A 16138-nucleotide genomic window follows, 5' to 3' on the forward strand; every position below is an offset into this window, starting at 1 on the left:
TTCTCTTATTAGTTTTCTTTGTGACGGTTATTTGATCGTAGGCCAGTTCAGTTCCCAGGGGGAAAGCCAAGTATCCAAACCCTGAGAGACGATTTCACTGTGCCATTTGTTACCAAGCACTTTGTATTCTCGTGGATCGCAAACAAAGCGATATTGCTCATCTCGGTATTGGAAGCAAAGTGAAAATGCATGCAGATAACCGCGATCAGCCTCATTGCCTGCATTGTAAATCGGGTCGCCAACAATACCTGAGCCAACCGATTTTAATGCCACGCGGATTTGATGCGTTTTACCAGTGTGCGGCTTACATAAAAATAAACGCTCTCCGGGCTCTGCCGCAAGAGAGAAAAACTGGGTAACGGCTGGGTTATTTTTGCTGTTGACCAGCTTCCATGATGAACGGCGCGAACGCTCCATATCACCAACGACCAAACCTTGTTTCTTTTTCGGCTTTTTAGAGCCAATCGCCAGATAGAACTTTTCCACTTGGCGGTCAGCAAAAGCTTGCGATAACGCACTGCCCGCTTTGGCGTTGCGTCCGAGGAGCAGAATACCCGATGTCATTTTATCCAAGCGATGGATAAGATAGAGATGCTCATCACCACTCTGCTTAGCCACTTCTTGCAGCAGCATTGTGTCGCCATCGTCTTTATGAACAGAGACGTTAGGATGCTTATTGATGATCAGAAAATCGGGATGGGTATGTAGAATATCGAACATAAAAAACTGGCTCCACGTTTGGAGCCAGCAGTATACATAAGTTATCGGACAAAGCTATCGAGGCTTGCCCCCAAGGTATTTGCTAAAGCTTCTTCGAGAAAATGCCAGCAAGACCAATGATTGCGATACCCAGCAGCATGATTTCACCTTTGCCACTATCAAAGCCAGACTTAATCCCCATGAAGGCAACAATAGCAATCGCAACAGGAATCAGGTATTTAACTAGGTTGTACCACAATCCAAATAGCGGGAAGGATACTTCGCCGTCATTAGTGATCTCTTTTTCTAGCTCAGCACGGCTTAGGCGCCATCCTGCAAAGATACAAACCAACATACCACCAACCGCTAAGAAGATTTTGTCCGTTAGCAAGTCGAAAATATCAAAGGCACCGGTACCGAACAGCGTTGGCCCCATTCCACCTAAAGATAGTGACGCAAAAATACATAATGCCGCCATAACTGCACTTGCAGACAGAACAGCGTTAGAGCGCTTCATGCCTTTCTCGTCGATTAGGTAAGACACGACAACTTCCAATAATGATACTGAAGAAGTTAATGCCGCCACCGTCAAACCGATGAAAAATAGCAACGCGAATAGCAACCCAATCACTCCGCCCATTTCAGCAAACAGCTGAGGAACGACAACAAATACAAGACCAGGGCCTGCCGCAGGCTCCATGCCAAAGGCAAACATAGCTGGGAACATAGCAACACCAGCAAGAATCGCGACACCTGTATCCATAGCTGTAACCATACCGGTTGTTTGAACTAGGTTCTCTTTCTTCTTCAGGTAAGAACCGTACGTCATCATACAACCCATACCTAAGCTAAGTGAGAAGAACGCCTGTCCTAGTGCAGCAAGAACCACGTTGCTGTCGACTTTAGAAAAGTCCGGCATGAATAAGAACTCAAGGCCAGCCATTGCACCTGGCAGCATCAAGCCTTTAACAGAAACAACGATTAGGATTAAGAACAGAAGCGGCATCAGAACCTTACCGGCTTTCTCAATACCACCCGAAATCCCTTTCATCACAATCATGACGTTAAGGAACAGGTAAACACCCATCCACATTAAAGGTTGAATCGGATCTGAGATGAAACCGCCAAAACTGTCGCCAATTGCTTCTGGCGCGCTGAGTAGACCACCACCCACTTTAAAGATGTAGGCCAATGCCCAACCACCAACCACAGGGTAGAAGCCCATGATCAAAAGACCACTGAAGACTCCCATAACGCCAGTGAACGTCCAGCGTCGGTCAGTTGTCTTGAATGCACCTACGGCAGAAAGACCTGTCTTACGACCAATAGCGAACTCTGTCAGCATCACGCTAAAGCCGATAAAAATTACAAAGATAAGATAGATAGCAACGAATGCACCGCCGCCACTCTCACCTGCTGTGTAAGGGAATTTCCATATATTGCCTAAACCGACAGCGGAACCCGCTGCTGCCATTACGAAGCCTAGTTTAGACCCCCACGTATCACGTGGTGCTGCTGTATTAGTTGTAGCCACGCTTTTTCTCCAAAATTAGTTTGTTGTGTATGCATAGAGATAGGCGTCTAAAAAGTTTATGTAAAAATTATTGTACACTTATAAAATAAGCGTTCGACGCACTATGTCTAGAAAGTAAAGCAGCTCCCCTTTAAAATTGGAACCCCAAAAAAGTACATTTATCGCACAAGTGTCGAGTTACGCAGGTTAAATGCTGCTTTTTTGTTCAAAAGTTAAAGAATGACCTTATTTTTCACATTAAAATAACAGAATCAGCTGTTATGAAATTCGTTCCTCATATAAGGTCAATCCCATGTCTAAATGGGAAATCTATTCCCCCAACCCACTTTTATGCTTAATATCCTAGAAGGGCATATTACTCTGAGCGTATATGGACAAGTTTTATCACTTTCTTACTTTAGCTGGCATCGGGCTATATTGGTTACTGGTCGCAGGTGTGACCATTCGTGTCGTTTTAAAGCGCCGTGCAGTGAGCGTGTCTTTAGCTTGGCTAATGATCATTTATATCCTTCCCGTTCTGGGTGTCGCATGTTATTTCCTCTTCGGTGAACTGAACTTAGGCAGAAAGCGAGCCGAACGTGCGAAAGAGATGTTTACACCATTCGAGAAGTGGTTCAGTCAGCTTAACGACTGTAACGCGCACAACCCAGAAACGATGGGGAGGCACATCTACCGAATTGATGAACTTTGTAACAACCGCCTTGGTCTTCCCGCATTGAGCGGTAATACATTGTCGCTGCAACAGTCACCTAATGAGATTTTGCATTCCATTATTGAAGACATCGAAAACGCGCAGAGCAGTATTCGAATGGTATTCTACATTTGGCATCCGGGTGGTTTGGCTGATTCTGTCGCTTCTGCGCTTATTCAAGCGGCTAAACGCGGCGTAGATGTCAAACTATTGCTCGATTCAGCAGGTAGCCCGCGTTTTTTCAGAAGTCCTTGGTATCGAATGATGCAGGATGCTGGAATTGAAGTTATTCAAGCGCTAGAAGTGAAGATGTGGCGTATTTTCTTACGTCGTCTTGATCTTCGCCAACATCGCAAGATCATCGTAATTGATGATGAAATTGCTTATACCGGTTCAATGAACCTGGTTGACCCGGCTTACTTCAAGCAAAACAGTGGCGTCGGGCATTGGGTGGACATCATGGTTCGCATTACGGGACCAACGGTAAACGTATTGAGTGCCATCCACTGTTGGGATTGGGAAGTCGAAACTGGCGAACGTCATTTACCAAGACTACCTGAATGCAAGATCGATGAGAGTGAATTCCAACACCCTATTCAGGTTGTGCCTTCTGGCCCAGGTATGCCGGAATATCTGATCTATCAAGTATTAACATTGGCAATAAACCAAGCCAATCGCTCGGTACGAATCACAACACCATATTTCGTGCCCAATGCTGATTTACTCGAAACGTTAAAGATGACAGCACAACGAGGCATTGACGTTGAACTCATTATTCCACATAAAAATGACTCTATGATGGTGCAATGGGCGTCACGCGCTTTTTATAGTGAGCTCTTGAGTGCAGGGGTCAAGATTTATGAGTTTTATGGTGGTTTGCTGCATACAAAATCTGTCGTAATTGACGACCAATTCTGTTTAGTTGGCACCGTAAACATGGATATGCGCAGCTTGTGGCTGAACTTCGAAGTGACCCTCGCCGTTGATGACGAAGAGTTCACCAAGCAAATGTCTTGGTTACAAGATAGCTATATTAAGCAATCTCACACTGTTGTATTGGAAGAATGGGAGAAAAGGAGCCTATTTTCTCGGTTCTTAGAGCGAGTGTTCTATCTCTTCAACCCACTCCTCTAATACCTCAAATACACAGGCTAAAAAACCTCCAGCGCTACATGCATCCTGCTGGAGGTTTGTTCTTTTAGCTCCCTATCTACACGATACCTCTCGACAGCATTACCTGTTCATCTTGGCTGTTATTGGCTGATATTGGCTGATAGTTGACTTTTCCCTTGCATAACCTACGTCGTCCATGTTTTAAATATTCAAAACCGCAATATTTAAGACAGGGAACTTTTATGTCAGAGGGAAAAAAAACCAAACTCATTACCGCTGGCCGCGATAAAAAGTGGACAAATGGTGTTGTAAACCCACCCGTTCAACGCGCTTCAACCGTGGTATTCAATACCGTTGCAGAAAAGAACCAAGCCACCATTAATCGTGCAAACAAAACATTGTTTTATGGTCGCCGAGGCACCAACACGCACTTTGCTTTCCAAGACGCAATGGTTGAGATTGAAGGTGGAGCTGGTTGCGCGCTTTACCCTTGTGGAACGGCAGCAATTTCAAACGCCATCCTCTCTTTCGTTGAAACTGGCGATCACATTCTAATGGTGGACACTTGTTACGAACCAACTCGTGACTTTTGTAACACCATCATGAAGAAAATGGGCATCGAAACCACCTATTATGACCCAATGATCGGTGAAGGTATCCGAGACTTGATTCAGCCGAATACCAAAGTCCTTTTCTTGGAGTCTCCTGGTTCAATAACCATGGAAGTCCAAGATGTGCCTACATTAGCGCGCATTGCCCACGAGCAAGATATCATCGTGATGCTAGACAACACATGGGGAGCAGGCGTGAACTTCTCTCCTTTCGAGCATGGCGTAGACATTTCCATTCAAGCGGCAACTAAGTATATTGTTGGACATTCAGATGTCATGCTAGGTACTGCTGTGGCTTCTGAAAAGTATTGGGATCAGCTTCGTGAACAAAGCTACCTGATGGGTCAGTGCGTTTCTCCTGACGGCGCATACCTAGGTCTTCGAGGTATTCGCACGTTGGATGTTCGCCTAAGACAGCACGCAGAAAGCAGTTTAAAAGTCGCTCAGTGGCTCGCTTCTCGCCCAGAAGTTGATCATGTCCGCCATCCCGCTTTAGAAACAAATCCTGGCCATGAGTTTTTCAAACGAGACTTCACAGGTGGAAACGGCTTGTTTTCATTTGTTCTCAAAACGTCTTATCCAAAAGCGACGACGGCTCTGCTTGATGGTATGAAACACTTCAGTATGGGTTACTCTTGGGGCGGTTATGAAAGCCTCATTCTAGCTAACGAACCTAAGAGCTTTAACAGCCTGAGAACCATAGCTCACCCACACTTTGAAGGTACTTTGGTTCGTATTCATATTGGCTTAGAAGACGTAAATGACTTGATCGCTGATTTAGAGGCTGGTTTTGCGCGTTATAATGCCTTAATGCTTGAAAAAGAAGCCTCCCTATAACAATGATTGAATCGCCCTGCATTGCGGGGCGTTTTTATAAGCCCCTGACTTAATTAGAATTAACCAACATTCACCCGAACCATTAATTAATGTTAATCATTTGTGTTGTTTTTCAATTGAGCAGTCACAGAATGAAATAATGTGCCACAAATAGGCTTTCCAAATTTAGGGTTTCTCTCCTACTTTTTATCATTCATAAGAGGTCATACCACAAGGAGATAGTTTTGAAACTCAAATTTATAGCGCTAATGCTTTTTACCTTAGTTACCGTCCCAATAACCTCCGTATACGCTGCAACAGGTTATACCCAAACCAAGTATCCGATTGTTCTGGTTCACGGTTTGTTTGGTTTTGATACCCTGGCAGGCGTTGATTACTTTTTCGGAATACCACATTCCTTAACAAAAGATGGCGCTACGGTTTATGTTGCACAGGTATCCGCGACCAATAGCAGCGAAGTTCGAGGGGAGCAACTGCTTGCTCAAGTAGAAACCTTACTTGCAGCAACAGGCGCAGAGAAAGTCAATCTCATTGGTCACAGTCATGGTGGTCCAACAACGCGCTATGTTGCCTCTGTCCGTCCTGACCTAGTCGCATCAGTTACGAGTATAGGAGGCGTTAATAAAGGGTCTAAAGTGGCAGATTTAGTTCGTGGCACCGTATCTGAGGGTTCGGGTAGTGAGCAGCTCGCGGTAAAACTGGCGCAAGGTTTAACCACTCTTATTAATCTTCTATCAGGCGGTTCTGATCTCGACCAAGACCCTTTAGCCTCACTAGCAGCATTAACCACGGAAGGATCATTAGCGTTTAACCAACACTATCCAGAAGGAGTCCCTACCAGTGAATGTGGTAATGGTGACTTGCTGGCTTCAAATGGCGTTTATTACTACTCATGGACCGGATCATCCACTTTTACAAACGTTTTCGATCCGACCGACGCTGCCATGATGGTACTTGGCTTAGCCTTTGATGGGCCAAATGATGGCTTAGTTGGTGCGTGCAGCACACATTTGGGCAAAGTCATACGTGATGATTATCAAATGAACCATTTGGATGAAATTAACGGCCTACTCGGTATTCATCATCTTTTTGAAACCGATCCAGTCACGCTTTATCGCCAACATGCAAATCGTCTCAAACTTCAAGGTTTATAAGAGGTCATCACAATGAAGAAAGTCGCTCTCACCACTTTTATCCTGCTCTCGATATTTGGCGTGGGAGCGCTTTCTCTGTTGCAAAGCGACAAACAACAAGAGATAACCTCTAACCATTCGCAATCTCAGCAAGATATAGCCGCCGATGTCTCTTCTCCAAAAGATTTCTTCGAATATTCTCTTAGCCGGCTGGGCGAAGAAGATCTCGATACGATCAAAGCGGAAGTCAATGATGACACTTTAGCAAAGCAAACTCTGAATATTGATGCCACACTTTTTCAAGCCTACCTTTCCTACAAGCAAGCACTCACTGCATTAGAGCCTTTTGAGCACAACCACCTAACGCTTGAACAGTTAACCATGCTGAATGAAGCAATACTGAACTTACAGCTTCAATACTTTAACGAGGTGCAGATAACCCAATTGTTTGACGAAGAAAACCGACTTCGCCAACTTGCTTTAGAAAAGCTGACGATTAAAACACAGGCATCGGATATCGAGAGTCAAGCACACCTTCTCAATCAAGCGTTATCAGAACAACCGGATTACATACGAGAAAGTGAACGCAATAACGCATTAGCAAAGCAGCTCGAGCAAGCTTCTCAGCTTGATTCACAAGACAAGTACATCGCCCGTGTTGCTCTGGTAGGAGATGCCGGAGCGCAGAGGCTGCAAAAGCTTGATGAGCAAAGAGCATCATTTGAGACTCAACTCGCCACTTATTTAAAGCAGCGTCAAAATATTCTGAATAGAGGTTTTCTAGGGCAAGACGAAAAACAGGCAGAAATCATTGCTTTAAGAAAACAAAGCTTCGATGCCACTCAATGGCGTCGAATCGAAGCTTTGGAACGTATTCATGATAGCCAGAACTAACAACATTAGCTTAATAGCCAAACGTCACTTATTCTGCTTTTTAGGACATCCAACGATATGGTCATCCACCATGCCGACGGCTTGCATGAAAGCATAACAGATGGTTTCACCGACAAACTTGAAGCCTTTCTTTTTTAGGAATTTACTCATGGCTTTGGATTGCTCTGTCGAAGCTGGTACGTCACTCATATGTTGCCATTGATTGACGATTGGTTCACCGTCCACGAACTGCCACAACGCGTCTGATAAACTCCCGTATTCAGCAATTAACGCTTTGGCCGCTTTGGCATTACTGAATACCGAGTTAATCTTTCCGCGATGTCTCACAACATCGAAGTTTTCCACGATGTATTCAGCGCGTTCTTCATTTCTTTGTTCCAACGCATCTAGATCGTAATTCTCGAACGCTTCTCTGTAACCTTCGCGCTTTTTAAGGATGGTGATCCAACTAAGACCAGCTTGCGCACCTTCCAAAGTAATAAACTCAAACAGGACTTGGTCGTCATATACTGGCACGCCCCATTCGGAATCATGATATTCGCGCTCTAATGGGTGATTCATCGCCCACGCACACGTTTTTTGTTCTGTCATTATTCTTCCTTAAAAAGCGCCTCTAACTGATGAGCTAGAGGCGCGATATTTTTCATCGTTATATCAGTAGCACTAAACCTGTTTCGGTACTGCCACTTTATGGAACAAACGATACAACACTGGCACGACAATCAGTGTCAGGACTGTCGCAAAACCCAAACCAAACATAATCGTAACCGCCATTGGTTTGAAGAAAATATCTGGCAACAGTGGGATCATACCAAGGATCGTCGTGATAGCAGCCATACAAACGGGACGGACGCGACTTACCGCAGCATCAACGACCGCGTCATAAGCCTCTTTACCGGACTTCATTTCAATTTCAATTTGGTCCAGTAATACGATGCCATTTTTGAGCACCATTCCCGATAAGCTTAAGAAGCCGAGCAATGCCATAAAACCAAACGGCGTGTTGAGTGCCAACAAACCTGTGGTGACGCCAATTAACGCCAGCGGCACGGTAAGCCAAACAATGAGTGGCTCTTTGATAGAGTTAAATAGGAATACAGTGATCAAGAACATGAACAAGTACCCCATTGGCATGGTAGTAAACAGCGACTCTTGAGCATCACCAGAAGATTCGTATTCACCACCCCACTCTAGTGAATAGCCAGGAGGCATTTGAATCGCTTCGATTTGGGGCTGTAAACGTTTTTGCAACGTCGATGCGGTTTCTTCACCTAGAATATCAGGGTCTGCCATCACAGTGAGCATACGCTTACGGTTCTTACGTACGATGATAGGATCCTCCCAACGCATGTCGTAACCCATTGTGACTTGTTGAAGTGGGATAAACTCACTCTGTGCTGGACTCCATATTTTCATGCCTTCGATGTTACGAATATCAATACGTTCATCTTCAGGTAAGCGAGCCACGATAGGCATGAGCGTCGTGCCGTCTCGGTATAAGCCTATCGTCATTCCAGAGAATGACATGGACAAGAAATCATCGACGTCCGATTTGGTAATGCCATAGCGACGTGCCTGACTCTCGTTAAACTGAGGTTCAAGAACTTGGGTTCGTTCACGCCAATCATGCCTGATATTTGTTGCCTGAGGGTCGGCGTACATGATGTCCTTGACCTGAGCGGCTATCGTGCGAAGGACGGTTGGATCTGAGCCAATAATGCGAGCTTCAATTTTTGCACCACCACCAGGGCCTAACTCAATCTGTTTGAGCTTGTAATTGATTTCTGGGTAGTTGGCTTTTAAATACTCTCGAAACTTCGCCATTAATGGTTTTAACGCTTCGTAATTTTCCATACGAGTGGTTATCTCACCATAAGCCGCATAACTTTTCTCTGGCGCGTACGTTAACATGAAGCGCTGTAAGCCTTTACCCGCGGTCGTCGTGATATGGTCAACATGCTCTTGCTTAGCTAACCAACTTTCTAACTCTTTAAGCGTTGTGTTAGTTGCTCGAATATCAGTTCCTTCTGGCATCCATACATCTAACTGAAAAATCGGCGTTGTCGAAGATGGGAAAAACGCTTGCTTCACAAAGGTGAACCCGTAAACACTTGCCGCTAATCCCGCAATCAGCACCACAACGGTAAACCAAGCACGACGCATACAAAACTGAAGAAACTTTTTATAAATAACGAAAATAACCCCGTTATATGGATCATTTTCTTCCCCTTCACCTTGTTTAATCTTCTGGCCTTTAAAGAAGATGTCAGCAAAGAATGGTGTCAACGAAATAGCGGTAAACCAGCTCAACATTAAAGAGATCAGCAGAACCGTAAATAAAGTGCCACAGTATTCGCCCGTCGAGTCTTCAGACAGTCCAATTGGCGCAAATGCAGTTACCGCAATCACAGTTGCCCCAAGTAATGGCCACTTTGTTTGGGTAACAATGTCGGTCGCTGCTTGGAGTCGAGTTCGCCCTTTTTGAGTACCAATCAAAATCCCCTCAACCACAACGATGGCATTGTCCACCAGCATACCTAACGCGATAACCAAGGCACCTAATGAAATCCGCTGTAAATCTATCGCGAGATACTTCATGAAAATGAACGTACCCAGCACCGTCAGCAGCAAGATTAAACCGATTAGTAGCCCAGAACGTAGCCCCATAAAGAACAGAAGTACGATAATGACGATACCGACAGCTTGAGCCAAGCTCACAACAAAACCGCTAACCGATTTATCCACTTCTTTCGGCTGACTATAGATTTCCGAAATTTCGATACCGACAGGTTGCTGGTACTTTAGCTCGGCAAGGCGATGATCAAATGCTTTTCCGACTTCAACGACGTTGACGCCTTCAGCAAAAGAAACGCCGACGTTTAGTGCAAGACTTCCGTTAAAATTAATAATATTATTCGGGACTTCTACGTAACCACGTTTTATTTCCGCCACATCTTTCAAGAAAATGAGCCCCTGAGCGCCCGACTCAGTAATTAACAAATCACCCAGCTCCTCCACACTCTGGAACTCGCCAGTCGGCTGAATTCTGATGTACTCGTCACCAATTCTGATCGCTCCTGCGTCAGAAACCACGTTTTGCGTCGAAAGAAGATTAAACACGGTATCCGGAGCAAGACCTATACTGCTCAGCTTTTTCATCGATACTTCGATGAAAACTTGTTCTTGCTGTTGCCCGGATACCGAAACTTTACTCACGCCATCAACCAGTTCGAGCTCTCGGCGTAAGTAATCGACGTAATCTAGTAGCTCTTTATAGCTATAACCGTCGCCAGTCACCGCTAACAAAATCCCGTAAACATCACCAAAATCATCGATCACTTGAGGTTCATTCACACCTGGAGGCAACGTCCCTTTAAGGTCGTTCACTTTACGGCGCAACTCATCCCAAATTTGTGGTAGATCATCAGGGCCATAATTGTTCTTCATCGTGACCGTGATTTGAGATAAGCCTCGGCTAGAAATCGAATTTACTTCATCAACATAAGTAAGCTGCTGAATCGCTTTTTCGATTGGGTACGTCACTTCTTCTTCGACTTGTTGCGGTGTCGCACCAGGGTAAGAGGTCACTACCATCGCATCTTTAATAGTAAAAGCAGGGTCCTCAAGACGCCCTAAACCAAAGAATGCGGCGATACCACCAATCAAAAATATCAGTGCGACCATCCAACTGATGACGCGATTTCGGATGAAGTACGCAGCAATACCGGTCACATCATCATCACTTTGAGGCACTGATTTATTAAGATCGCTCATAGACCGGCCTCCTGCGTAGCCATTTCCTGTATCACTTCCACTTTCATGCCATCCCTTAATCGAGAAACACCGGCAATCACAACTTTGTCTTTGAGCATGAGACCATCAAGGATTTGAATGGACGTTTTAGATGCCTTACCTGCTCGCACCTGTTTGCGCGATACCGTATTGTCGTCATTCAGTACCCAAACAAATTTGTTTTCGCGCCCCAGCTCGTCACCATCCGCATTAAAAATGGCTTCGATAGGAACATTAATTCCTAGGTTGAGATCAAGCCCAACATTCTCGTCTTTAGAAGTTACCTCAACAGCCATACCATCTAGGATGTACTCTTCTTCCGGCATAGGAAGCGACAGTGTGACAGTAAACGTACCTGTTGTTGGGTCGGGTTCGGTTGTAAATTCTTTTACCGTCGCGTTATATTCGTTACCACTGGGCACGCGCACTAATGCTTTGATCGCGGTAAGCCTTTCTTCCGTTGGCGGTTGGTTCACATAGAGGCGGTCAGGAAGCTGAATCAACACTTCGACTCGCTCCAAGCTGTGAATATTAACGATATGCTGTCCGACTTGAACATTTTCGAATTGGTCGATATTAACTCGCGAAATAACCCCATCCACGGGCGCTTTTAAGGCAGTAAATGATAGACGAAGTTTGGCTAACTGAAGCTCAGCTAAGGCGATTTGTCGTTGTGCTGCAATTTCATCAAACTGAGACTTAGCTAATAGGCCTTTATCAACCAAAGGGCGTGAGCGGCGATACTGACTGTCGACAACAGAAAAACGCGCACTCGCATTATCTACATCCAACTCATAGTCCGTGGGATCTAGCGTTGCAATAACATCACCCTTCGTGACTTTGTCGCCCTCTTTTACCATGATGCTGCTGACTTCTCCTGCCACTCTGAAGCTCAAATGAGAGCGATCCGCTGCATTCGCAACCGCAGGGAAGTACAAGTTGTCATCCACCTTGTTTCCCGCTAATGACGTAACTCTAACTCGTGGCGTTTCGAGCTCTTTTTCTGGCGCCTTATCCCCACAGCCAACGAGAAAAAGCGTTGAAAGTAAAGTCGCTAGAGAGATGACTCCTTTCATATTACAACCCTCTTTCCTTAATCCACGCTCTTACCTTAATTCCGGGTTCAATTACACTGACACCCGAGATAATGATTTGGTCGCCATCGTTAAGCCCAACTAACACTTGATTTTTGTCATTCATCTCAATTGCGGCTTTGGACACAATGCCTTGCTCATCGACACGCCAAACGTATGTTTTGCCGTTCTCTTCTAGCAACGCGGAGTTAGGAATCTTTGTCGCTCCTGCACTTTTGGACAGGAGGTAAGCATTGCCAGACATTCCCGGCAAAAGGCCTATTTCTGCTGGCCGCTCCATGACCATCGTGACTTTGTAACTGCCCGTTTTAGGGTCGGCTTCTGTATCGATTTCCTGAAAGGTTAAGTCAAAGGCTCGCTCGGGGAACGCATCAAATATCATTCTGGCAGAGACATCGCTCCCCTGCGTGTAACGATTTAGAAGATAGTCTGGGATTTGGAATATCACTTTGAGGAATTGGTTGGACTGAATATTCATCACCCCTTCTTTCGCGGCAACATATTCATGGTTTTCTGCTGGAATGTACGAAATAGTGCCATCATATGGCGCGACAAGTTTGGTATATCTTAAGTTTGCCTTTGCTTGATTCCATTGAGCTTTTGCTGAGTTGTGATTCGCTTTTGCCTCATCAAAATCTTGCTCAGATACTACTTGGTCTTTACGTAGCTTTTGGTATCGCTTGTATTGCACATCTGCGAGCAAAAAATTTGCCCGAGCTTGCTGTTCGAGCAGAGAATATTCATCTGGGTTTAATGACGCCAAAACATCACCTTTACTAACGACTTGACCTTCATTCACTTCTATCGTTTGAAGAAGCCCAGGAACTCGAAATGTCAGTACTGCTCTATCGCCAGCTTCCGTCGTGGCAGGAAAATGTCGCTCAAACTGGGCATTGCCAACAGATACTGTAAATAGCTTCGCAGGACGCGATTCAGGTTCAGGAACAGGAGGAAGTTCTTTACCGCACCCCGACAAGACAGCCGAGATGGCAATAGGAATGAGCAATTTTCTCATTACATTCATCCATAAAAATTGGGGGATTATTTTTAAAGTAGATGAATTTTGAACGAACTTCCAGAGCAGAAAAGATTAATAGTGCTTTAAAATTAGTAATTTGTGATAAAAAAGCAGGCTTTATGCCTGCTTCAGTTAAATCTTCTTTGGATACAAAATGCCTAGAGCTTACTGAATTCTCTGTTCACCCTATATGTATCAGACGTAACATAAGCTTCCATGTTACGAATTTTGCCATCAAGACGGTCAAAATCCCTTTCCAACACACTGAGCAGTTGATCAGGGCTTTGCCCTTTCTGCCAAGGCTTACTTTTGAGCGTATGCTCTTGCTGAGCTCTGATATTTTCAGAATACGTTAATGGTTGCTTTTCTAACATAAACGCCATCGCGATGTACGCTAACAATACCAAAAACGTACCACCTAACAGCGCTGCAGAAATCACTACAATACGAATCAACCAAACTTCTGCACCAAAGTAGTTGGCAATTCCGGCGCAAACACCGGAGATTTTGCCATTTACTGGATCACGATACAGTTCTCGATTATTCATACTTTCGTCTCCATGTTGGTGACTCAGCATCCAAGATGCGCTCCAATGTATCAACTCGGGACTGCATCGCTTCCGCTTTTTCAGATAGTACCTGAAGGCGCTCTAAATCTTGGCTCGACAGTGCACTATCTGTTTTGCGTTTGCTGCGATAGTGTAAGAAGAGCCATAGTGGAGCGACAAAGATTAAAAAGACAATCACTGGTCCTGCTATAAAAAATGCCGACATAAATGGCTCCTTTCTTATTTATCTTTCGATGACATCTGTTCTTTCAGTTTTGCCAACTCTTTTTCAATTTCGTCTTGTGCCTGCAACTCTGCAAACTCTTGTTTTAGCGATTTAGCATTACCAGTTTGAGCATACAGGTCTGCTTCCGCTTCCATTTCATCCACTTTACGTGAGTACTGCTCAAATTTCGCCATCGCTTCATTAGTACGGCTAGTGTGCAGGTGTTTTTGCACATCACGACGGTTAGATGCAGTTTGGTTACGAATTGCTAGTGCTTGCTGTTTTGCGCGCGTTTCAGCAATTTTGCTTTCCAACTTACCAATCTCGCCAGTAAGCTTATCGATCGTTTCTTCCACTAAGGTTTGCTCAGTGTGGAGGCCCTTAATCACTTGCTCTAGCTTTTGCTTTTCAATTAACGCTGCACGAGCTAGATCTTCACGCTCTTTAACTAATGCTAAGCTCGCTTTTTGGCCCCATTCGCCAATTTGCTCTTCTAACGTTTCAACCTTACGAGCCAACTCTTTCTTGTCTGCAATCGCTTTAGCCGAGTTAGTACGCACTTCAACAAGTGTGTCTTCCATTTCTTGAATGATAAGACGGATCATTTTTTCAGGATCTTCCGCCTTGTCCAGTAATGCACTGATGTTTGAGTTAACGATATCTGCAAATCGAGAAAAAATACCCATAACGGAACTCCTCTTTTTTCCTATTAAAACTCGACAAGGTGGTGATTAACCTTGTGTCTCCCTGAATATATAACAAGTAACGTGCCAACTTATAATTTTCTTTTAAATCAGATTGTTATTCATTTTGTTGTCGTTACACACTATTGTGCTATGATGTTTTTCACCAACTGTTGGTGAAATTTACCAACTCTATCTCTAAATCATGGCTCGGCTGTTAAATAAGAAGGACTTTATGAAGCAAAACCTGATTGGTGAATCACCTGCTTTTCTCGCTGTACTAGATAAAGTATCACAACTTGCACCCATTGAGCGCCCTGTCCTCATCATTGGTGAACGAGGTACGGGTAAAGAACTCATCGCTCAGCGTTTGCATTATTTATCAAGACGTTGGGATAAACCACTACTATCACTCAACTGTGCGACATTAAGCGAAGGGCTAATAGATTCCGAATTGTTTGGACATGAATCCGGCTCCTTCACGGGCTCTAAAGGTAAACATAAAGGGCGTTTCGAGCGTGCCGAGGGCGGTACTTTGTTTCTTGACGAACTGGCAACCGCACCACTTTTAGTTCAAGAAAAGCTATTACGTGTCATTGAATATGGTGAATATGAGCGAGTTGGCGGTCATACCGCTCTCAATGCGGATGTTCGACTTGTTTGTGCAACCAATGCCGACCTACCAAAATTGGCAGAGCAAGGTGATTTTCGTGCAGATCTGCTCGACAGGCTAGCCTTCGATGTCATTATGTTGCCGCCTCTTCGCGAGCGCAAAGAAGACATTCTCTCTTTAGCAGAGCACTACGCGATGAAAATGTGTCGTGAACTGCAACTGGAATACTTTGTCGGTTTTACCCCAAAAGCGCAGCAGTCGCTTATTGAATATGAATGGCCCGGTAACGTCCGCGAACTAAAAAACGTGATTGAACGTGCGATTTACCAACATGGTCTGAATGCTCACCCAATTGATGAACTGGTTTTCAATCCTTTTGAAACGGTTTGGCACAGCGCGCTTGGCCATAGTGCAAAACAAGCAGAACAACAAGAAGAGGAAGCATCAAGCAACACCATCCAATTCCCTCTAGACTATAAACAATGGCAAGAGGAACAAGATATCCATTTACTCAATCGTGCATTGGAAGAAGCCAAGTTTAATCAACGACAAGCAGCCGAGCTACTTGGCTTGAGCTATCACCAATTACGAGGGATGGTTAGAAAATATGGTTTGGTCGGACAAAGCTAACTTGACCGAGAGTACTCAATCA

The 16138-nt window shown here is 44.6% G+C and carries 14 protein-coding genes; 5 read left to right on the forward strand and 9 right to left on the reverse strand.

All coding sequences use genetic code 11. The features are described 5' to 3' along the window. Positions 1-27 precede the first annotated feature (27 nt). A complete protein-coding gene (locus R7Z77_RS02045) occupies positions 28-720 on the reverse strand; it encodes a TIGR01621 family pseudouridine synthase (RefSeq protein ID WP_033905107.1) in 693 nt (230 codons plus the stop codon). A gap of 82 nt (positions 721-802) precedes the next feature. Beyond that, positions 803-2173, reverse strand: coding sequence for a sodium-dependent transporter (locus R7Z77_RS02050; RefSeq protein WP_042522154.1), 1371 nt, complete (start codon positions 2171-2173; stop codon positions 803-805). A gap of 430 nt (positions 2174-2603) precedes the next feature. On the opposite strand from R7Z77_RS02050, the gene cls reads away from it, so the two are divergent. From cls to R7Z77_RS02070, 4 genes are all read left to right on the forward strand, one after another. After that, positions 2604-4058 carry a cardiolipin synthase gene (gene cls, locus R7Z77_RS02055; RefSeq protein WP_005378105.1) on the forward strand — a complete coding sequence of 485 codons (1455 nt, stop codon included), beginning with the start codon at positions 2604-2606 and terminating at the stop codon, positions 4056-4058. 221 nt (positions 4059-4279) lie between these two features. Next, positions 4280-5485, forward strand: coding sequence for a cystathionine beta-lyase (locus R7Z77_RS02060; RefSeq protein WP_318136588.1), 1206 nt, complete (start codon positions 4280-4282; stop codon positions 5483-5485). Positions 5486-5733: 248 nt separating this feature from the next. Beyond that, complete coding sequence (locus tag R7Z77_RS02065; RefSeq protein WP_017820863.1) at positions 5734-6639, forward strand: esterase/lipase family protein; 906 nt, start codon at positions 5734-5736, stop codon at positions 6637-6639. Positions 6640-6651: 12 nt separating this feature from the next. After that, positions 6652-7512 carry a lipase secretion chaperone gene (locus tag R7Z77_RS02070; protein ID WP_213967368.1) on the forward strand — a complete coding sequence of 287 codons (861 nt, stop codon included), beginning with the start codon at positions 6652-6654 and terminating at the stop codon, positions 7510-7512. Positions 7513-7536: 24 nt separating this feature from the next. Here the strand turns inward: R7Z77_RS02070 and R7Z77_RS02075 are convergent, their stop codons facing one another. The 7 genes from R7Z77_RS02075 to pspA all read right to left on the reverse strand — a co-directional run bounded on the left by R7Z77_RS02075 (position 7537) and on the right by pspA (position 14876). Next, positions 7537-8103 (reverse strand): DNA-3-methyladenine glycosylase I, encoded by a 567-nt coding sequence (locus tag R7Z77_RS02075; RefSeq protein ID WP_005378109.1) that lies wholly within the window; start codon positions 8101-8103, stop codon positions 7537-7539. A 72-nt stretch (positions 8104-8175) separates the two neighbouring features. Then, positions 8176-11286 (reverse strand): efflux RND transporter permease subunit VmeI, encoded by a 3111-nt coding sequence (vmeI, locus tag R7Z77_RS02080; RefSeq protein WP_213967367.1) that lies wholly within the window; start codon positions 11284-11286, stop codon positions 8176-8178. After that, on the reverse strand, positions 11283-12380 hold the full coding sequence (locus R7Z77_RS02085; protein WP_064353809.1) for an efflux RND transporter periplasmic adaptor subunit: 1098 nt from the start codon (positions 12378-12380) through the stop codon (positions 11283-11285). Before R7Z77_RS02085 ends, vmeI begins: the two co-directional genes overlap by 4 nt. 1 nt (position 12381) lies before the next feature. After that, on the reverse strand, positions 12382-13413 hold the full coding sequence (locus R7Z77_RS02090; protein WP_064353808.1) for an efflux RND transporter periplasmic adaptor subunit: 1032 nt from the start codon (positions 13411-13413) through the stop codon (positions 12382-12384). 161 nt (positions 13414-13574) lie between these two features. Beyond that, positions 13575-13964: an envelope stress response membrane protein PspC gene (gene pspC, locus R7Z77_RS02095; RefSeq protein ID WP_064353807.1), complete on the reverse strand. Its 390-nt coding sequence runs from the start codon at positions 13962-13964 to the stop codon at positions 13575-13577. After that, positions 13957-14190: an envelope stress response membrane protein PspB gene (gene pspB / locus R7Z77_RS02100; protein ID WP_005378117.1), complete on the reverse strand. Its 234-nt coding sequence runs from the start codon at positions 14188-14190 to the stop codon at positions 13957-13959. Before pspB ends, pspC begins: the two co-directional genes overlap by 8 nt. A gap of 14 nt (positions 14191-14204) precedes the next feature. Further along, positions 14205-14876 carry a phage shock protein PspA gene (gene pspA / locus R7Z77_RS02105; protein WP_213967366.1) on the reverse strand — a complete coding sequence of 224 codons (672 nt, stop codon included), beginning with the start codon at positions 14874-14876 and terminating at the stop codon, positions 14205-14207. A 232-nt stretch (positions 14877-15108) separates the two neighbouring features. On the opposite strand from pspA, the gene pspF reads away from it, so the two are divergent. Then, positions 15109-16116, forward strand: a complete 1008-nt coding sequence (gene pspF / locus R7Z77_RS02110; RefSeq protein WP_017820869.1) for a phage shock protein operon transcriptional activator — start codon at positions 15109-15111, stop codon at positions 16114-16116. Positions 16117-16138 lie beyond the last annotated feature (22 nt).

This window comes from Vibrio sp. 1401, assembly GCF_033340295.1.